Origin of the sequence: Draconibacterium sp. IB214405 (assembly GCF_033963885.1) — a bacterium.
Lineage (GTDB): Bacteria > Bacteroidota > Bacteroidia > Bacteroidales > Prolixibacteraceae > Draconibacterium.
The window spans coordinates 513686-531243 of sequence record NZ_JAXBMA010000004.1 but is presented as its reverse complement, the minus strand read 5'-3'; the positions used below and the strand labels follow the sequence as shown (position 1 = coordinate 531243).

Here is a 17558-nt window from a genome sequence, read left to right as displayed (position 1 = left end):
CAAGTATTAATTAAAAAAGAATTAAAATGAAAACATTAAAAAAATTAGCAGTAGCGTTTGTAGTATTAGTAGCAATGGGAGCAACATTTGCATCGTGTAATGAGGATGCTTATTACGAGGAGCCAATTGATATTCAACATCAGATTCCTGTGGAAATAACCAATCCTACAAATGTTGAAATCGATCTTCATGGTAACTAAAACGAAAATCGTTTTAAATTTTAAATCCCGGATAAGCAGTTGGCTATTCGGGATTTATTTTTCGAATTCGTTTCAGGAAGAAGACACAGCACTGGTTATTTTATTTTGAATCATCCTGATAAATGTCTGATTCTTTTGGATAAGAAAGTCGGATGACTGTGCGGCATCTTTGTAGTGTAAAAATAAAACAACAAGTATTAATAATTAAAAAGAATTAAAAATGAAAACATTAAAAAAATTAGCAGTAGCGTTTGTAGTATTAGTAGCAATGGGAGCAACATTTGCATCGTGTTCAGAAGATCCTTATTTCGAGGAGCCGGTTGATATTCAACATCAGATTCCTGTGGAAGTATACAATCCCACAAATGTTGAAGTTGAGCATCATAATAACTAGATCGGAAGAAATAGTATAGTAGATTATTGAGTTTCAACCCCGGGTAGGCACTTGCTTATCCGGGGTTGTTTTTAGGTGGTTTGGGAATGATATCTCCATCTTGTTCAGAAGATCCTGTTCAACCTTTACCACAGGAGCAGTAAACGCAGCATACTCCTCTATGCATAAAATCATATGGAAATTAACTGATATTGAATGGATAGGTTTTCATAACTTAGTTGTTGCATTACGAACCTCGTAGCGAAATTTGAATTTTCAAATGGAGCTGCGGGGTTATCCATTTTTTATACACCCACATCTTTACTTGGTAATAAGAATTAAAAAGAAAAAAACATTATTAATAATTCTCTTGACGGGAGATCAACTCTAACTACATTTTTAGAGGTATGGCCGGTTAATACCGGTCTTTTTTTATGCTTGTTTTAGTTTGATTCTTCATGATAACTACTTGATTCTTTTGGATAAGAAAGCTGCTTGGTTATGCTGCATCTTTGTAGTGTAATAAAAAACAACAAGTATTAATAATTAAAAGAATTAAAAATGAAAACATTAAAAAAATTAGCAGTAGCGTTTGTATTGATTGCAGGTTTAGGAATGAGTTTAGCATCGTGTAATGAAGATGCATATTACGAGGACCCGGTTCAGCCTTTACCACCGGAAACAATTGAGCAGCCACTTCCTCCCTACATTGAGCCGAACGTGAACTAGGAAAATCAGTCTCTAAAAGATTTCCAGGTCTTAACTGAATTTTAAGAGGGGTCTCAGAGGGTTACTTTAAGTCAAAGCACTTGAGTAACATTCTCTGAGTCTCCTTTTTTTTGGCCCCAGAAGCTTCTCAACAGAACAAAATAGCCGTCTCACAGATCCTATTATTTACGTTAAACGCTGTCGTTTTCGATAATAAAATGAAAACAGAATCTGCATTCAGAAATTGATTTTATAAAGGGTAAAGTATTTGTGTTGAAATAGTATAGCCTGCCCTTTAAAGACCTTTCATGGCATCATTAATCATCCAAATGATCCGGTCATTTAAAAGATTGCTGCAGATTAGGAAGCGCGGACTTATTACAAAGTGGTTGATGCGTTAAGAAATACCACAAACCGGTATCCAGCAATGTTTCAGCAACTATAATGCTAATTTATTTGATTGTCGGTAAATTGAAAATAGCTCCAAGTGGCACCAAACGATGGAAATCCTTTTTCGGGATTTATGAGACTTTAGAACTTTTTCTAAGTTATTTTTTCTAACACAGTTTCCTTTAGCCTTTTTTGGTTAACAGTCTACTGCAAAAAAAAACAGCTAAACCTAAAAAAGGAATAGCTGTCATCGGTAATTACTGGTAGAATTAATTCATATTTGCCAGGTACGCTTCGTTTAATAAGTCCTGTTCCCTTATCTCAGTCCATTGTATTGAGACAGTTGATTGTTTGTTGTTGTTAACTGGTTCGGGTACAGTACGATCGGTCTTTTTTAATGCTTTCGTTCCGAAAATGAAAGAGGTATTACAGTGTACTTCACGGGTATAAACTGTACGCTCCGAATCAAGGTCATACATAGTGTAGAAGTCGTTTACGTCTACTGCCTTCGAGCTCATGTATTCGTATTCAATATCTCCAACTTTTACAAATGAGCTTGAAATGACTGCCATCTGCGATGTTCTTTCTTTGTACCTAAATTGTTTCAGTAGAGAATTTACTCCTACTTTAATTGGGATAAAAATGCTTTGATTTCTTCTTTTCATATCTAATTGTTTTATAAGTTATTACTGCTGCAAATTTATCCTGGTAGGCCTTGTGTGTCAGATCGGTTTGGTTCATTTATTATTCTATTTGGTTCACATTTGACAGGGGGGGATTTGTGAACCAATCGAACTTTGAAATAAACAGGGGCAAGCACTCTGGCTTACCCCCGTTTTAAACTAACAGTAATAACAAACGAAACTGATTCAATTTTTTTTGAGCTTCTGGTAATTCCTTATGAATTCGTTTGCTTACTGCAGAACATTATTGTTATTTATTCATGATCGTCATAACGATTCATCGGCACAATTACAGTACTGGTAATTTGTAAGTAAAAGGCGAGATCTGATCTTTATTCAGAGCAGAATCTCGCCAGGTGATATATATAGTTAAAGTTTGAAATGCGAAGTACATGTCAATGGTGCTTACTTCTTTAACTGCTTCCTTAACGTCGTAATTGTATAGCCCCCGGATTAGGTCGTGCTGCCGGTTGCATTGGTCGCGTGCTTGGTCGAGTTGGTCGCATCATAGGCTGACTTGGCCGTGTTGACGGTGATATTGGTCTTACATTCGGCTGACCGGGCCTAGTACTCGGCTGCGTCGGACGCATACTTGGCTGACTTGGTCGTGTTGTAGGCTGCTGAGGCCGGGTGGTTGGTCGTTCCGGTCGCGCAATCGGATGTTCCGGTTTTAACGGTGGCTTATGATGAGGCGGACGATGATAAGGCGGACGGTATCCATACCAGTGATTCCAACCCCATCCCCAATGCCAATGCCAGTTCCAGTAAAACGATGAACCAAACCACGGCGAGTATATCGGTACCCATCCGTAAAACGGATCGTAGAAAAATCCGTAGCCATAAGTCATCGGGTGGTGGTAATAAAAATGACCGTACCATCCGTGATAGTGGAAACCGGTTCCGAAAACCACTGTAGGACCATAAATGTAAGAACCTGTATAACCCGATGTATATCCGGTATAAACCTCACGGTCGGTATTTTTATAAATGTGAACAAACTGTATATTATAAAGCGGATTATCAGCCGGTATATTTTCTACACCTTCAGGACGCTGTGTTGCAATTTGCCAGGCACCAAAAGGCGATGAAGAATTGTACCAAACTGCATCATCTACCAAATAATACCTATTGTTCCATTTTAAAACTGATTTGGAAGTATTTACCGCATACGATAATTCCGTTCCATCGATTCTTTCAAATTCCGGCTCTCCGTTGTATTCAACTTTTGTATCCAAGGTAGTTGTAATATCTATCTTTTTTACCGACGGTACCTGTGCATCGCGAACTGCATCCTCAGCCGCTTTTGTTCCGGGAACACTTACCAGTACATTTGCTTTATCGTGGGCTTCAGGAATTTTTGCAAAATCGCCCGGTAATTCACTCGGCTCAACGTATTGCCAGTTTCGTTCCAGTTGGTCGGAAACAAACCAGCGGCCTGAGAACAATGCGTAAAACTTGTTTGTATTCATATCCCGAAAAAGTTCTGCATCCGAATTTTCCACATACATCAGCTTCGTACCCGCTATAAGCACAGACTTTGGACTACCGTCGGTTGAAATAAGTTCTGCCGGTTCGGTACTTACAATAATATCGGGTACTGTTCTAGCCTGAAACTGCTCATTTTGCATGCTGTCGTACAATTCGCGTGCGTGTTTTTTCATCACTCGTTTTATACGGTTTGCTACATCACTGGTGTATTCCCAGCCTTCCATAACATCGTCAGACGTAAACCAAAGACCACCTCCATACATGAAATAGTTACCTTGATTGTTATCTTTTACTATAAATGCTCCGGTGTTGGCTATTCTCGAGTAGCGGTTATCCAGTTCTTCGTAAAAGGGCTCGCCATCAATAACAATCAGCGCCGATGGTTGATTACTATAAATAATCGGGGGAGCATCTGTATTAAATGTTGCTTCCATCGCGCTGTTCGATGATTTTGTTCCATCAATTGCACTCTTTGGAAGTTCATTGAAATGCGTTTCCAATTCCAGGTAAAAGGCAGTTTCAAGTTGATCTTTGTCCTCTGAAGACAGGTCCTCAGCTAAACGGATGTCATTTATCTTCCAGTTCTTTACATTATACATCTCAGAGGAATTTCCTCCGTCGTATTCAAACTCGGCCCAAAATGAGCCGAATAGTTCTTCCGATGAGTTATTCTGTTTCGCCAGAAAGGCACTGCTCATCTCAATAGTTCCATTTTCTCCTTCTTTAAATTCAGGAGAGACATTCAGAATTTCTACCGAAAATTCTACCGGGTTCTTTGTCTTATTTTCTCCGGATTTTTTGGTTGATGCGTATCCTCCCAGAGAAAGCATCACAACCAGGATTGTTCCTAATATCGCTTTCATAACGTTATTGTTTTTAATTGTTATTACTGATGCAAAGATGTTGGCTTGCCGGCTGCTTTTTTATTCAAAAAAGTTCAATCGTTATCCCAAAAGATTCAAAGCCATTAAAAAAAAAAGGGTGTAGCTATTTATTCTATTTTTTAGCCAGCTCCTTCATTTGGAATGATGTAGCAGAAAAGAATCATAAAGTATCTCGCATAAATTCAAGAAGAAATATTTCTGAAGCAATGGAAATTGAAGTATTTTCATACCATGAATCAGAATTTTGAAATCAGGGAAGCCAAAAGCGAGGAATACAAGGCGATTGGTAAATTAATGGTAAATGTTTATTCGAAACTGGAAGGATTTCCGAAAAAGAATGATCAGCCTGAGTATTATAAAATGCTTGCCAACATTGGTGAGTGGTGCAAAAAGCCTTGTACTAAACTATTGGTGGCAGTAGATTCTGAAGGAGAGGTTGGAGGTGCTGTTGTTTACTTTTCTGATATGAAATATTACGGTTCAGGCGGAACGGCAACACAAGAGGAAAATGCAGCAGGTTTTCGTTTGTTGGCCGTTGATCCCAAACTTCGGGGAAATGGTTTAGGAACCGAAATTACTTTGGCTTGTATCGACAAAGCTAAAAATGATGGAGTTGGTGAGCTCATTATTCATTCAACCGAATATATGCGTATTGCCTGGAATATGTACGAGAAACTGGGTTTTAAACGTTCTTCTGATCTGGACTTTATGCAGGAAGAGTTGCCGGTGTTTGGATTTCGACTACAGCTATAAATTAACTCTCTGCAATCATTCATGTTCTTACTCCTCCAAAGCTATTTCTTTTTGTATCAAGCTGTATCTTTGTCATGACCAAAAATAAAAACCAAAATGATCGATTTTATAATTGACAAAGAGAAATGTACGCAATGTGGTTTGTGTGCGGCCGATTGTCCAACATTGGTAATCAATCCAAAAAGCGAATACCCTGAGATTAAAGAAGGCAAAGAAGCGCAGTGTATAAAATGTCAGCACTGTCTGGCTATTTGTCCAACAGCAGCGCTCTCCATTTGGGGGAAGAAGCCGGAAGACAGCATCCCAGTAAAAAAGAATATTGTTGAACCCGCGGCATTGGAACAACTTATAAAAACACGTCGCTCGATTCGTAAATTCAAAGCCGATGAACTGGCGCCGGAATTCATTTATGAATTGCTTGCAACAGCTGCATATGCTCCAACCGGGCACAATAAAAATGAAGTGTTATTCTCGGTAACCGAGACGAAAAGCGAGCTGAGTAAATTACGAAATGCGGTTTATAACGCGATTAAAGAAGCAAATGCTGCAGGAAAAATTCCCGAACGGATGGCGTTTTTAAACGATCTGCAACGTTTATGGGAAAGCAAACAAATTGATGTGCTGTTTCGCGATGCACCGCATGTTTTAATTACCTCGGCTCCAAAAACTGTTGCTTCGCCCGATGCTGATTGTCACATTGCATTGTGCTATTTCGAGTTGCTCGCCAATTCGTATGAAATAGGAACTCTGTGGAACGGATTTATAAAAATGGTGCTGAAAGTTCTTGCTCCGGAGTTAGAACGCCAGATTGGTATTCCTGAAGACCATGAACTGGGCTATATCATGCTTTTTGGTAAACCGGCCTTAAAATATGCACGATCAGTACAAAGCGAAGGTTTACATTTGAACAGAATTACGCTTTAATTCGGTTCTGATCGGCCAAAAAACTGAAGAGACGAAAGAATAAAATCGCTTCTTTTAAATAAGTAGCTATATTTGTTGCGTCTCACAACAATCTGTGCGTTGTGAAGAAATCAGTAACTAAAGCATAAAAAGTTGTGCAAACCGCAAATTGTTGGTCTGCAATTTAATTTATGGGAAAAAGAGTTGTAGTAACCGGAATTGGAGCAATTACTCCAATCGGCAATAACATAAACGAATTTTGGGATAACGCAGTAAAGGGAAAAAGCGGAGCTGCACCAATCACACGATTCGATACCACAAATTTTAAAACAAAGTTCGCCTGCGAGCTTAAAAATTACGATGTAAAGGATTACCTCGATCGTACTGATATTAAGCGCACCGACCTTTTTTCGCAGTATGCTTTAATTGCTACTGAAGAAGCGCTGAACGACAGCGGCCTGGATTTACAAAGTATCGATCCGTACGACATTGGCGTAATCTGGGGATCGGGACAGGGAGGAATGGATGTCTACGAAAAAGAGACAATGGCGTTTGCTAAAACCGGAATTCCACGTTTTAGTCCAATGCTCGGCCCCAAAATGCTCATCAATATGGCATCGGGAATCATCTCGCTGAAATACGGATTAAAAGGCATGAGTTTTACCACGGCATCAGCGTGTGCTACATCAAACACGGCCATTATGGATGCCTACAACTACATAAAACTCGGCAAGGCTAAAGTTTTTGTTACCGGCGGATCGGAAGCCGGAATTGTTGAAATGGGCATTGGTGGTTTTAATGCCATGCGTGCTTTGTCGGTGAACAACGAGCACCCGGAACAGGCATCGCGACCATTTGATGTAAACCGCGATGGTTTTGTGATGGGAGAGGGCTCTGGAACATTGATTCTTGAAGACTACGAACACGCCAAACAACGCGGAGCAAAAATATACGCCGAAATTGTGGGTGCTGCCATGACATCGGATGCCTATCACGTGGCTGCCTCACACCCCGAAGGCGAAGGTGCTGCAAAAGCTATGGAACTGGCATTAACCGAAGCCGGATTAAAGCCGGATGACGTGGATTACCTGAATGCTCATGCTACTTCAACACCCATTGGCGATGTAAGCGAAATAAATGCAGTGCGTCGTTTGTTTGGCGAAAATCCGGAGAAACTTAAGATTGGATCATCAAAATCGATGGTGGGCCACTTGTTGGGTGCTGCCGGTGCGGTGGAATCGATTCTTTGTATAAAAGCGATTGAAACTGGAATTATTACACCTACAATTAATACCTCGGAGCTCGATCCACTTATTCCGGAAACGATAAATATTGTTACCGGGCAAAGTGTTCAGTCAAACGTTGATGTGGCCATTACCAATAGTTTCGGTTTTGGAGGACACAATGCCACTCTGGTATTTAAAAAGTGGAAAGAATAGACCGGAATTTATTAGTTTACCTCACAGCTTTTATCGAATAAACCATTGGAATTTTATCTTCCAGTCCTTTTATTTTATACCGGCCGTCGGCAACTTTTACAGTATTTTCGAAACAGTTGTAAGGCGAATAGTTGTATTCTTTAAAGTCGGTGATATTAAACCCGGTTTTTATCAGTGGATTCATCACGGTACTTAAACCGTGGTTCCAGTTTACCGACTGCTTTTTAATCGGTGCATTTTTATTGGTATAAGTGCCTTCCTCTTCTTCAATAATGGGTTCGGAATCGGTGTACTTGTATTCAATCTGTTTAAAATCGTTGCTGAACATCCAAACCACCGGATGAAACTCCACCAGCACAAAAGTACCGCCGGGTTTTAAAAAACGGCCAACAACTTCGGCCCATTTTTTCATATCGGGAAGCCAGCCAAGCACACCATACGAGGTAAAAACAATATCATACTCTTCAGCCAAAACTTCCGGGAGTTGGTAAATATCGCTTTGTATAAAAGTTGCATTTAGTCCCAATGAAGTGTTTAGTTGACGAGCTTTTTTAATGGCTTTTTCCGAAAAATCGACACCCGTTACCAAAGCACCGTGGCGGGCAAGCGAAAGGGTATCCTGTCCGAAATGACACTGCAGATGCAAAACCTTTTTGCCTTCTATATCTCCCAGTAACAGAAGCTCTATTGGGTTTAACGAGTCTTTCCCGTTGAGAAAACTCTCCATGTCATAAAATTCAGAATCGTAATGAATTTCAGTACGTTCGTTCCACAGTTTTTTATTTATTTTTATGTAATCCATTGTGTTTTAGTATCTGAGTTCTTCCGGAATATTCATTTCGTCGATAAGCATCTGTTGCAGTAACTTTAGCTCCTTCGCGTAATTTATTACTTTCTTATCATCTTGTTTTAACTCCGATAAAATCTCAAGGTCAAAATTATCTTCACCTTTTTCGTTCCAGTCGTTTTGTAGTTCGCGATTTTTATGGTTGCCAAATTTTAACTCGGTTTTATGCCTGTTCCACTTCGATGCTATATCGACACTGTTATCGATAAATACCTTGTTATTCGAACGGTTTTTTACCTGAAAAACTCCCATCGAGAATTTCATCTGCTTGTATTCTTCCTTTATTTCTTTTCGTGTTTTCATTATCTGATTTTTGTAATTCGCTAAAACGGTTGCACAACGGCAACAAAGATACATCTTACGCCAATTGTCGGGTTTTATTTGTATTTATATTTAGTCGTTCTTTTGTCGCCTTGTTTTTCTATAATTCCAGCGTCAACTGCAGCTTTTAGGTCTCTGCTTGCAGTTGCCTGAGCTATATTTTTATATGCTCTTAAATAGTCCTGTCTCGAAAATTCTTTTGTACCAATTAGCGCTTTAAAATTCAAAATCCGGTCGTTGTTGGTCAAACTTATATTCTGAACTTTTAATAACTCTTCCAAAGCATCCTTTATAATTTCCAGCATGAACTCGATAAATGCAGTGGACGTTCCTTGTTTGTCTGATTTACCAAGGGCATTGTAATATTCCTGTTGTCTAGATTTTACCAGACTTTCAATCGGGAGAAACTCAAAAACAGGAGCGTGTTCCTTTAAAATCATGGTTTGCCAAAGTCTTCCTATTCTTCCGTTGCCGTCGGTGAATGGGTGAATAAATTCAAATTCGTAATGGAATACACAACTTTTTATAAGAATTAAATCATCGTCGTTTTTGAGGTAGTTAAACAAATCAGTCATTAATGAATAAACCATTTCTCCGGGAGGTGCCAAGTGGGCGATGTCGCTGCCTTTTACAATTCCAACCGAACCTGTCCGGAGTTGCCCCGGATTTTTAATCAAACCTTTCATTAAAATTTCATGTGCTTTGCACAACGATTTTAATTCGTAGACCTTAAATTTATTCAGCTGATTGTAAACATTGATTGCATTTTTGACTTCGAGGATATCCTTTTTCGGAGCAAGAATTCTTTTGTTGTCGAGAAGGTCGGTAATTTGTCCGACCGTAATTGTATTTCCTTCAATTTCAAGCGAGGCCTGAATCGTTTTAATTCGATTTCTTTTTCTTAATTCGGTTGGTGGTTTATTTAAATGGGCAGCATTTACTTCTCCAATTTTTTCTGAAATAGAAGCAATCTGATTTAAAATCCTACTTGTTATTTCGTATGGTGGTTTCATGGATCTAATTGCTGATACTATCATATGATACTATCAAAGGTAGTTATAATTATTTCCTACTGCAATTAATTGTTTTTATTAGGTTGGGGGTCCCCATGCAGTCGGAGGTATCAGGCCGCTAAAAGCCCCTCAATGCAATTTACAAATTGGTACCAAGCGTTATTGTTTTATTATCTTCGAACTTATTGTATTCCCGTCTTTTCTATTAATTATAATCAGGTAATAACCTGAATGAAACCCGCTCATATCAATAAATCCATCCTTAAACTCAACAAGTTTACTTCTCCCTAACATGTCGATAAGCCTGATATCATTTATAAAGTCATTTTGAATGTCAATGTATAAAAAGTCTTTAACAGGATTGGGATATAAATTAAACTCCAACGACATACTCTCAACATCCAGAGTAATTATTGTTGAATCGCCGAATGCCATCCAAAAAACAGGAATAGTGTCGTTTGACGAATTGATGTAAGAATAGTTACCCTTATATGCTGAAGAAGGCTTATAATTTGATGTAAAAGTCACCTGGTATTCGTTTGCTAATTCAACTTTACTTAAATCACTTGAAAATCCGACAACGTCCCACCAACCACCCGGACGGAAACTGGTGAAAACACTACCTTCTCTGCATTCGGTGTTAAACAACGAATTATCCCACGTTGCGGTAACCGGCCAGTTTTTACACTTAATATCAATCGAAACTACAGGAAACCTCCATCCTGAACATGAATCGGGTAAGATCTGCTTTTTGGTATGAAAAGATGCGACTCCATTATTAATGAATGCATCTGAAATTCTCACATCGAAGATGGAGTCGAGTGGGATTTCAATTATATTCGACTCACCAAATGCTGAGTCAATTAACTTAGTTCCATTAATGTCGTAACCGATTGTCAATGTGTCCATATTTCCAACAGCATCTTCAAAAAACATAGGGAATTGAAACTCCTGTGCACTTCCTAATTGGTAAAGAAAAATCAAAATTGCAACTAGTCTAAGCTTTTTCATAGTTTCTATTTTTTTTTAGTGCACCATTTCGAAAAGAAGACACTCTGTTTTTGCAAGCGACTTATTCAATGTATTCGGTAATTTTGATTTTGTTAAATATACACAAAAAAGTGCATTTTTATTCATGCATTACTTATAATGAAGCAGTAAGCTTTTTCCCTGATACGATAGTGAAATAAACTATTTTACCGTGTAATGGTCGGCATCGCCGTAAATCAACTTCCATTGCCCGTCTCGTTCTTCCCAAACAAAGGTATTTGGTCCGGTTGATTGGGTGATTGTACCATCTTTAGCAACGATGGAATCCGTAAAAATAAACGAAGAAATAGCGTGCTGATTTCCAAGCGGAATAATTTTTAACTCTGTCCATTTAGTATGAAAGGCTTCCAGCGATTCCATAAATGGTTCTGTTCCGGCTTTTATATCATCGTAAGTACTGTAATTGCCATCGGTTAACATAGTATATTCCGGCCATAATAAATCAATCACTCCCTGGGCATTCATTGCTGTGTCGGCCGTGTAAAAAGCCTCGACCTGACTTTTTACCTGCTCAACGATAGCTCCTGAATCAACTTCCGTATTGTTTGTTTGATGGTTACAGGCGATAAGTAAAAGCAGTATTCCTACTAAAGAAATAATTTGTGATCTGGCCTTCATAATGAGTTGTTTATAAGATTAAGATGCTAAGATTATTAACGATGTTTTGATAGTTGAATTTTATTCATCCGGCTATTTACATCTCAATAATTCCTAGCTTGACAACAGCTAAATATAGTCAAAAAGAAAAATAAATTGTGAGGGTTGAGGTCGTTGTTGAGAGATTAATATATATATGTGATTAGTTTCATATATCGCTAAGATTTATATTTTTGTTATTAATGGACGCAAACCCACAACATAATAACCCGTTAAACCAGAAGAAGGATAAAATCCCATTAAGCCAAAAACTGGAAGAAGAGGTTGAGAAGAATCTCAATAATGAGAATTTTGGTGTTGAGCTTTTAGCTCAGGCCCTTGGCATGAGCAGGTCCGGCCTTCATCGTAACCTGCAAAAACACACCGGGCAGTCAATTAGTCAGTTCATCAGGGAGTACCGATTAAAACGAGGACTGGAGTACCTGAAAAATGGGGAGTTTACGGTTTCTGAAGTGGCGTATAAAGTTGGATTTAACAGTCCCAGTTATTTTACTTCCTGCTTTACCGATTATTTTGGTTATGCGCCCAGTGCGGTAAAATACAGGCAGGAGAATGTTCTACTCGACAACGGTTCTTCCATTTCGCATAGTAAAGCCAATCCCTCAAAACATAGGATAAGAATTATCGCAAGTAGTGTTGTTCTCATTTCATTACTATTGATTTCTTATGTTTTATGGCCTGTGTTTAATAAAACTGCGGTAGATGCAAAAGAAAGTCCGGATCAGGGAATGACACAAAATCCGGAAGCATACGACCTTTATCTTAAAGGAGAACATCTTCGCAGGATCTACACGCCATCGAGCCTTGATGAATCGATTGAATATTTTAATAAAGCCATAGCTTTGGATTCAAGCTTTGCTCTGGCTTATGCCGGGATTGCTCAAACCCTTATATCAAAAGCATGCATTTTTGATGCATCGCTGCATCCCCTCGAATCCTTTAAACAGGTGCGCCCTTTGCTTGAAAAAGCCGAAGACCTGGAACCCGGAATGATACAGGTTCACATACTAAAAGGTTTTATTCATGTATTTGGCGACTGGGATTTTGAGAAAGCAGAAGAGGAATATCAAAAAGCGATTGTTACCAATTACCCCGAAGCGCTTGGTGTTTACATCGATCTTTTGAATTTTGTACAAAAGCACGAGTTGGCACTTGAAATGTCAAACCGGCTAAACCGAAATCATCCGCATTATCCCAACAGCCGAATGATTCTGACACTTTGTTTTTTAGGCGAATATGAAAAGGCTGAGGAATTTGCATCTGAACGACTTAAGATTTTCAATAACTATTTCACGCTCGACAACAGTGGTTTTCTGTACCTGAATACCGGACAATATGCCAAAGCTATTTCCCTTTTTCAGCAGGCAATCGATATGGAAGGAATTCGCTACCCCCGAATGTTGGGATGGATGGGGGCCGCTTATGCCAAATTGGGCGACACGGAAAAAGTTATGGCCCTGCTACAGGAATTAAAAGATAAAAAGGACGAAGGCTTTTCAGGTTCCTACGCCTTTTTTGTTGCTGTAATTTACGCTTCGTTAGGCGATACGGCCTCGGCACTGGAGTGGCTCGAAATCTCCTATCAGCACCACGATATGGAGATTCCCTGGTTGCTAACGGAGCCCCAGTTTTTACCGCTTCACAACGAGCCTGCTTTTCAGGAACTTGTACGCAAAGTCGGTTTTTCTAATCCAAAATATTCTTCATAGGCACTGCAATTGAGCAAGTTGTATGGATTTTTGCAACATGATTGATAGCTTGTAAAAAAAAGTTGATAGCATTTGCAACATGACAGATAGGCGACATAAAGGTGTTTTTTTCAACTTTGATTAAAGCAAAATTTCACCTCTAAAATCTGTTGCAATGAAAATTCATTTTCCCTTTTTAAGCACTTTATTATTTAGCATCGTACTTCAGTTGTTTTTGCTGCCGGTTTTTGCTCAGAGTAATAAAGCCGAATTCCCAACCAGGTTTAAAGTTGCCGCAGCGCGATTAGCTCCCGTTTTTATGAATAGGGAGAAGACCCTGGAAAAAGCCTGCAATGCGATTGCCGAAGCCAGTGCACAGGGCGCGAAGCTCGTGGTGTTTCATTTTTCCGTTGCCGGTGACGATAAAATCAATAACCCATAAAAAGTTTAACCATGAAAAACAACGATAAAATTCTATTAAGGGGAGGGGCGGTGTATATAATAATCGGATTACTACTGGCATGGAGCCTGATAGGTGTTTACTCAGATTTAGGTTTTGTAAAGGCCATTTTTCCGGGAGAGACACAGCGCATCCTCCAGGCACACATCGATTTTTTATTGATGAGTGCCCTCATTCTGGGATTGCGAGCCACACGTGTGCCTTTTTATTGGCACATTAAATGGAGTATGGTAACTGGAGCCTTCACCAACTCGGGCATATTCCTGGTTTTTGCCATGTTTCCGGTTACCGACCCGAGCTCCGAATTGTATATGTCCGAACTCAAAATGAATGATATTGTACACGCATTGTTCCGCATCAGCTTTGTAATTACCACTTATGGATTTGGTGGAGCGGGCATTAGTCTCTTACGATCGACGCTGAATAAAAAACAACATTTACCTGAATAGCCATGAAAAACAATGACAAAATCCTCTTACGCGGAGGTAGTTTATTCGTCTGTATAGGATTACTCCTGGCATGGTGCCTGATTGGCTCTTACAGCGGCGTTAGTTATGTAAAGGCTGTATTTCCGGGCGACCCTCAGCGAATATTGCAGGCACACCTGTATTTTCTATATATGGGTGCTCTTACACTGGGTTTGAGGGCCACTGAGCTTCCTTTGTACTGGCACATAAAATGGAGTATGGTTATTGGAGCCTTCACCTTCTCGGGCATTTTTCTGGTGTCTGCTATGTTTCCAGCTACCGACCCGCGATCCGACTTGTATATGCCGGAACTCAAAATAAATGATATTGCACACTATTTGTCGCGGTTCAGCTTTATCATCACAACTTATGGATTCGGTGGAGCAGGCATTAGCCTCTTCCGGTACACTGTAAGTAATAAATAACCTCAAACTGACAAGCGATGAAAAACAACGACAAACTCTTATTCCGTGCGGTGGGACTGTATATTATTTTTGGCTTACTGTTGGCCTGGTGTTTGGTGGGCAAATACAGTGCACTTCCCTGGGTGGAAAAAATATTACCGGGAAATCCTCATCGCATATTGCAGGGGCATCTCGATTTTCTGTTGATGAGTGCCTTGATATTGGGAGCCTCAGCAACACGGGTAAGGCTGTCCTGGCATATCCGTTGGAGTATGGTAATTGGTGCTTTTACCAACTCCAGTTCGGTCATCGTTTTTGCGATGTTTCCTTCTGCCGATCCCGGATCTGAAGCCTACATATCGGGTTTGCCGGTCAATAACATGATTAGCTTCCTGATGAGAATAAGCTTTATTATTACGACTTATGGATTTGGCGGAGCAGCTATTTGTATTTTTCTTTCCACTTTCGAAAAAAGTAAACTTTATACGGAGCATTTAAAAAACAACGACATACTCCTGTTGCGTGCTGCCGGTTTGTACCTCATCATTGCCTTAATTTTAGCCTGGACACTAATTGGTAAATACAACGGCATGGCGGTAGTGGAAAAACTATTACCGGGCAATCCGCATCGCATATTGCAAACGCACATCGGGTTTCTTCTCGGGACTGCCCTGATACTGGGAATAGCTGCAGCTCCGGCAAAAATTGCCTGGCATATTCGTTGGGCTCTGGTAATTGGCGCCTTTACCAATACCAATATATTTCTTTCTTTTGCCATGTTTCCTGTTGCCGATCCCGGCTCCGATGCTTATTTATCCGGTTTGTTAGCCAATGAAATATTTGGTTATTTCACAAGAGTCAGCTTTGTTGTCACAACATATGGTTTTGTTGGATCGGGTGTTAGTATTGTGAAATCAACTTTCTCCGGAACAAAAACGAATTTCTAGAGACTTCTTGATAAACGTAAGGCTGGCTATCATCGCCTTTGGTTAAGTTCAGAAAGAAGTTTTCGGCGATCAGTTTACTTGTATTTAGGAAGACTAATCTTAAACTGTGTGCCAATTCCGGGCTGGCTATCCACGGTAATTCTTCCGTTGTGCTTGTCAATAATTTCTTTCGATAGCATTAAACCATAACCGGTACCAACTTCTCCGTTAGTTCCCATGCTTGATTTTGTTTTGCCGTATTCGAATAATGTTTTTAGCCTCTTGTCTTCAATACCAATACCATTGTCCGAAATAATAATCTCAATCCAGTCGCCTGCTTGTTTTGTTTGTATGGATACATGGCCACCCTTATTCGTGAACTTAATTGCATTACTTAAAAAATTACGAATCATCGTAGCAATCAGGTCTTTCTTGCCATATATTTCCGCAGCTCCGCCTATTTCCTGTATTAGCTTAATATCTTTTAAAAGTGCCGAAGGTTGTACAATTTGCAGTACTTCCGAAATTAAACTTGTGGCATTAATTTTCTCAAACGATTCCAAAGCAGCTTTTTCAAGGTTTCGCGCATAACCAATCAGACTGTCTAATAATTCAAGGTTTTTAACTGATAGTTTATTAATGATTTGCGAATACTTGTAAGCCTCGGTATTTTCGGTATTATTTAGGTTTTCGAGAAGTAAATCTGAAAACCCGATGAGCGAATGGTACGGACTTCTCATATCGTGACAAATAATGGAGAATATTTTGTCTTTGGCCGACATCAGCTCATTTATTTTACGATGCTGAATATGCAACAATGAGTGTGTTGTTATTTTCGAAATCAGTTCGTCGAGTTGGAAAGGTTTGGTTATAATGTCGCGGCAACCCGATTTAAACGCTTTTGAAATGTTTTCTAAATCGGTTTTCTCGGCCATAAAAATAACCGGGGTGTCAGCATTTTTTATTGTCGATTTTAACGACTCGCAAACCTGAAAACCATCGGTTGGCATTCGAATATCGAGAAGGATTAAATCGAACTCAATTTCTTTACAAAAATTAATGGCTTCATCGGGCAACACCGTAGCTTTTATAATGTAGTTGGCATCCTCGAAAAACGAAGAGATTAATTTTAAATTCTCGGGTTTATCATCAATAATCAATAAGTTAATCAGGTCGATGTTGTTCATACACTTATGTTGTAACGTATGCGATTAATATCAATATTATTTTCCGACACAAATTCTTTGAGTTTCATATCCTCCGATACGGTATGATTAATAAACCAGTCTTTCAGAAAATCATAAAATTTTGAGAATTCGTGTTCTCCGTATTTAACCAGGTTTAATTGCTCGAGAAGTTCAAAATGATGGATTTGATGATCTTTCAATTCAGGATAATCAATCATCGACATACAGTTTTCTTCACTGATGAAATGAAAAACTGCATATTTTTCAATTTCGGTAAGTATCCTGAGCAATTCTCCCTTGGGTCTTTCGGTATTTAAGGCAAATTTAAAAGAATTCATTAACTCCAGAAAAATGCGGTGTTCTAAATCAATTCTGTGAATTCCGGTGTTGAATTCTTCTCTCCACTTGATAATGTCGTCGTTCATAAGTTGTTAGCCCTCATTTTTTAAGTGTTTGTAATCGTGCAAGTAAAAGAAAGGTTTCTTTATCGCTAATTAACAATTATTGAAGACAAGTTGTTGTTCGTTTTTATCGACCTGAGATATGGTATAAAACATGTTTACTCCTTGGAGCTTAATTAATATAAATCTAATTATTTGAGTATTAGTGTTTAGGAGCGGGGGCCGCATGTGTTCAATGTTGTATAACAACTTTTGGTGTTAAAATAGCATATTTACGATACGAGATCGAACATAAAGTTGCCGAACGTTTTATCGG

At 39.2% G+C, this 17558-nt stretch carries 20 protein-coding genes; 11 read left to right on the top strand and 9 right to left on the bottom strand.

Going from position 1 to position 17558, the window contains the following annotated elements; all coding sequences use genetic code 11:
- The first annotated feature begins 26 nt into the window (after positions 1 to 26).
- The 3 genes from SLH46_RS14675 (at position 27) to SLH46_RS14665 (ending at position 1302) form a co-directional block, all read left to right on the top strand.
- Positions 27 to 200, top strand: a complete 174-nt coding sequence (locus SLH46_RS14675; protein WP_320281961.1) for a hypothetical protein — start codon at positions 27 to 29, stop codon at positions 198 to 200.
- A 220-nt stretch (positions 201 to 420) separates the two neighbouring features.
- Positions 421 to 594, top strand: coding sequence for a hypothetical protein (locus tag SLH46_RS14670; RefSeq protein WP_320281960.1), 174 nt, complete (start codon positions 421 to 423; stop codon positions 592 to 594).
- Positions 595 to 1134: 540 nt separating this feature from the next.
- A complete protein-coding gene (locus SLH46_RS14665; protein ID WP_320281959.1) occupies positions 1135 to 1302 on the top strand; it encodes a hypothetical protein in 168 nt (55 codons plus the stop codon).
- A gap of 638 nt (positions 1303 to 1940) precedes the next feature.
- On the opposite strand, the gene SLH46_RS14660 is transcribed toward SLH46_RS14665, so the two are convergent.
- Both SLH46_RS14660 and SLH46_RS14655 read right to left on the bottom strand, forming a co-directional pair.
- The gene (locus SLH46_RS14660; protein WP_320281958.1) at positions 1941 to 2336 is read right to left on the bottom strand and encodes a hypothetical protein; all 396 of its coding nucleotides are present in this window, start codon (positions 2334 to 2336) and stop codon (positions 1941 to 1943) included.
- A 443-nt stretch (positions 2337 to 2779) separates the two neighbouring features.
- Positions 2780 to 4705 (bottom strand): hypothetical protein, encoded by a 1926-nt coding sequence (locus tag SLH46_RS14655; protein WP_320281957.1) that lies wholly within the window; start codon positions 4703 to 4705, stop codon positions 2780 to 2782.
- Between the two features lie 252 nt (positions 4706 to 4957).
- On the opposite strand from SLH46_RS14655, the gene SLH46_RS14650 reads away from it, so the two are divergent.
- The 3 genes from SLH46_RS14650 (at position 4958) to fabF (ending at position 7821) form a co-directional block, all read left to right on the top strand.
- Positions 4958 to 5479, top strand: coding sequence for a GNAT family N-acetyltransferase (locus SLH46_RS14650; protein ID WP_320281956.1), 522 nt, complete (start codon positions 4958 to 4960; stop codon positions 5477 to 5479).
- Positions 5480 to 5575: 96 nt separating this feature from the next.
- Positions 5576 to 6403, top strand: a complete 828-nt coding sequence (locus SLH46_RS14645) for a nitroreductase family protein (RefSeq protein WP_320281955.1) — start codon at positions 5576 to 5578, stop codon at positions 6401 to 6403.
- 170 nt (positions 6404 to 6573) lie between these two features.
- Complete coding sequence (gene fabF / locus SLH46_RS14640) at positions 6574 to 7821, top strand: beta-ketoacyl-ACP synthase II (protein WP_320281954.1); 1248 nt, start codon at positions 6574 to 6576, stop codon at positions 7819 to 7821.
- 16 nt (positions 7822 to 7837) lie between these two features.
- Here fabF and SLH46_RS14635 read toward each other — a convergent pair whose 3' ends face one another.
- The 5 genes from SLH46_RS14635 to SLH46_RS14615 all read right to left on the bottom strand — a co-directional run bounded on the left by SLH46_RS14635 (position 7838) and on the right by SLH46_RS14615 (position 11670).
- On the bottom strand, positions 7838 to 8623 hold the full coding sequence (locus SLH46_RS14635; protein ID WP_320281953.1) for a class I SAM-dependent methyltransferase: 786 nt from the start codon (positions 8621 to 8623) through the stop codon (positions 7838 to 7840).
- 6 nt (positions 8624 to 8629) lie between these two features.
- On the bottom strand, positions 8630 to 8971 hold the full coding sequence (locus SLH46_RS14630; protein WP_320281952.1) for a GIY-YIG nuclease family protein: 342 nt from the start codon (positions 8969 to 8971) through the stop codon (positions 8630 to 8632).
- A gap of 74 nt (positions 8972 to 9045) precedes the next feature.
- Positions 9046 to 10002, bottom strand: coding sequence for a Fic family protein (locus tag SLH46_RS14625; protein ID WP_320281951.1), 957 nt, complete (start codon positions 10000 to 10002; stop codon positions 9046 to 9048).
- Between the two features lie 159 nt (positions 10003 to 10161).
- Positions 10162 to 11013: a T9SS type A sorting domain-containing protein gene (locus tag SLH46_RS14620; RefSeq protein WP_320281950.1), complete on the bottom strand. Its 852-nt coding sequence runs from the start codon at positions 11011 to 11013 to the stop codon at positions 10162 to 10164.
- A 180-nt stretch (positions 11014 to 11193) separates the two neighbouring features.
- Positions 11194 to 11670 carry a nuclear transport factor 2 family protein gene (locus SLH46_RS14615; protein WP_320281949.1) on the bottom strand — a complete coding sequence of 159 codons (477 nt, stop codon included), beginning with the start codon at positions 11668 to 11670 and terminating at the stop codon, positions 11194 to 11196.
- 221 nt (positions 11671 to 11891) lie between these two features.
- On the opposite strand from SLH46_RS14615, the gene SLH46_RS14610 reads away from it, so the two are divergent.
- The 5 genes from SLH46_RS14610 (at position 11892) to SLH46_RS14590 (ending at position 15675) form a co-directional block, all read left to right on the top strand.
- Positions 11892 to 13418: a helix-turn-helix domain-containing protein gene (locus SLH46_RS14610; protein ID WP_320281948.1), complete on the top strand. Its 1527-nt coding sequence runs from the start codon at positions 11892 to 11894 to the stop codon at positions 13416 to 13418.
- 154 nt (positions 13419 to 13572) lie between these two features.
- Positions 13573 to 13839, top strand: coding sequence for a hypothetical protein (locus tag SLH46_RS14605; RefSeq protein ID WP_320281947.1), 267 nt, complete (start codon positions 13573 to 13575; stop codon positions 13837 to 13839).
- An 11-nt stretch (positions 13840 to 13850) separates the two neighbouring features.
- The gene (locus SLH46_RS14600; protein ID WP_320281946.1) at positions 13851 to 14306 is read left to right on the top strand and encodes a hypothetical protein; all 456 of its coding nucleotides are present in this window, start codon (positions 13851 to 13853) and stop codon (positions 14304 to 14306) included.
- A 2-nt stretch (positions 14307 to 14308) separates the two neighbouring features.
- Positions 14309 to 14749 (top strand): hypothetical protein, encoded by a 441-nt coding sequence (locus SLH46_RS14595; protein ID WP_320281945.1) that lies wholly within the window; start codon positions 14309 to 14311, stop codon positions 14747 to 14749.
- A 17-nt stretch (positions 14750 to 14766) separates the two neighbouring features.
- A complete protein-coding gene (locus tag SLH46_RS14590; RefSeq protein WP_320281944.1) occupies positions 14767 to 15675 on the top strand; it encodes a hypothetical protein in 909 nt (302 codons plus the stop codon).
- Between the two features lie 74 nt (positions 15676 to 15749).
- Here SLH46_RS14590 and SLH46_RS14585 read toward each other — a convergent pair whose 3' ends face one another.
- Entirely contained in the window at positions 15750 to 16841 is a 1092-nt protein-coding gene (locus SLH46_RS14585) for a hybrid sensor histidine kinase/response regulator (RefSeq protein ID WP_320281943.1), read from the bottom strand.
- Positions 16838 to 17266, bottom strand: coding sequence for a bacteriohemerythrin (locus SLH46_RS14580; RefSeq protein ID WP_320281942.1), 429 nt, complete (start codon positions 17264 to 17266; stop codon positions 16838 to 16840). The genes SLH46_RS14585 and SLH46_RS14580 overlap by 4 nt, the downstream gene beginning before the upstream one ends.
- Positions 17267 to 17558: the final 292 nt, after the last annotated feature.

What these genes read in the sequence shown, in the direction of transcription:
- SLH46_RS14675 (WP_320281961.1), top strand. Translation starts at nt 27, where the DNA reads ATGAAAACATTAAAAAAATTAGCAGTAGCGTTTGTAGTATTAGTAGCA.
- SLH46_RS14615 (WP_320281949.1), bottom strand. Translation starts at nt 11,670, where the DNA reads ATGAAGGCCAGATCACAAATTATTTCTTTAGTAGGAATACTGCTTTTA.
- SLH46_RS14670 (WP_320281960.1), top strand. Translation starts at nt 421, where the DNA reads ATGAAAACATTAAAAAAATTAGCAGTAGCGTTTGTAGTATTAGTAGCA.
- SLH46_RS14650 (WP_320281956.1), top strand. Translation starts at nt 4,958, where the DNA reads ATGAATCAGAATTTTGAAATCAGGGAAGCCAAAAGCGAGGAATACAAG.
- SLH46_RS14620 (WP_320281950.1), bottom strand. Translation starts at nt 11,013, where the DNA reads ATGAAAAAGCTTAGACTAGTTGCAATTTTGATTTTTCTTTACCAATTA.
- fabF (WP_320281954.1), top strand. Translation starts at nt 6,574, where the DNA reads ATGGGAAAAAGAGTTGTAGTAACCGGAATTGGAGCAATTACTCCAATC.
- SLH46_RS14585 (WP_320281943.1), bottom strand. Translation starts at nt 16,841, where the DNA reads ATGAACAACATCGACCTGATTAACTTATTGATTATTGATGATAAACCC.
- SLH46_RS14655 (WP_320281957.1), bottom strand. Translation starts at nt 4,705, where the DNA reads ATGAAAGCGATATTAGGAACAATCCTGGTTGTGATGCTTTCTCTGGGA.
- SLH46_RS14665 (WP_320281959.1), top strand. Translation starts at nt 1,135, where the DNA reads ATGAAAACATTAAAAAAATTAGCAGTAGCGTTTGTATTGATTGCAGGT.
- SLH46_RS14645 (WP_320281955.1), top strand. Translation starts at nt 5,576, where the DNA reads ATGATCGATTTTATAATTGACAAAGAGAAATGTACGCAATGTGGTTTG.
- SLH46_RS14580 (WP_320281942.1), bottom strand. Translation starts at nt 17,266, where the DNA reads ATGAACGACGACATTATCAAGTGGAGAGAAGAATTCAACACCGGAATT.
- SLH46_RS14660 (WP_320281958.1), bottom strand. Translation starts at nt 2,336, where the DNA reads ATGAAAAGAAGAAATCAAAGCATTTTTATCCCAATTAAAGTAGGAGTA.
- SLH46_RS14600 (WP_320281946.1), top strand. Translation starts at nt 13,851, where the DNA reads ATGAAAAACAACGATAAAATTCTATTAAGGGGAGGGGCGGTGTATATA.
- SLH46_RS14605 (WP_320281947.1), top strand. Translation starts at nt 13,573, where the DNA reads ATGAAAATTCATTTTCCCTTTTTAAGCACTTTATTATTTAGCATCGTA.
- SLH46_RS14630 (WP_320281952.1), bottom strand. Translation starts at nt 8,971, where the DNA reads ATGAAAACACGAAAAGAAATAAAGGAAGAATACAAGCAGATGAAATTC.
- SLH46_RS14590 (WP_320281944.1), top strand. Translation starts at nt 14,767, where the DNA reads ATGAAAAACAACGACAAACTCTTATTCCGTGCGGTGGGACTGTATATT.
- SLH46_RS14635 (WP_320281953.1), bottom strand. Translation starts at nt 8,623, where the DNA reads ATGGATTACATAAAAATAAATAAAAAACTGTGGAACGAACGTACTGAA.
- SLH46_RS14610 (WP_320281948.1), top strand. Translation starts at nt 11,892, where the DNA reads ATGGACGCAAACCCACAACATAATAACCCGTTAAACCAGAAGAAGGAT.
- SLH46_RS14625 (WP_320281951.1), bottom strand. Translation starts at nt 10,002, where the DNA reads ATGAAACCACCATACGAAATAACAAGTAGGATTTTAAATCAGATTGCT.
- SLH46_RS14595 (WP_320281945.1), top strand. Translation starts at nt 14,309, where the DNA reads ATGAAAAACAATGACAAAATCCTCTTACGCGGAGGTAGTTTATTCGTC.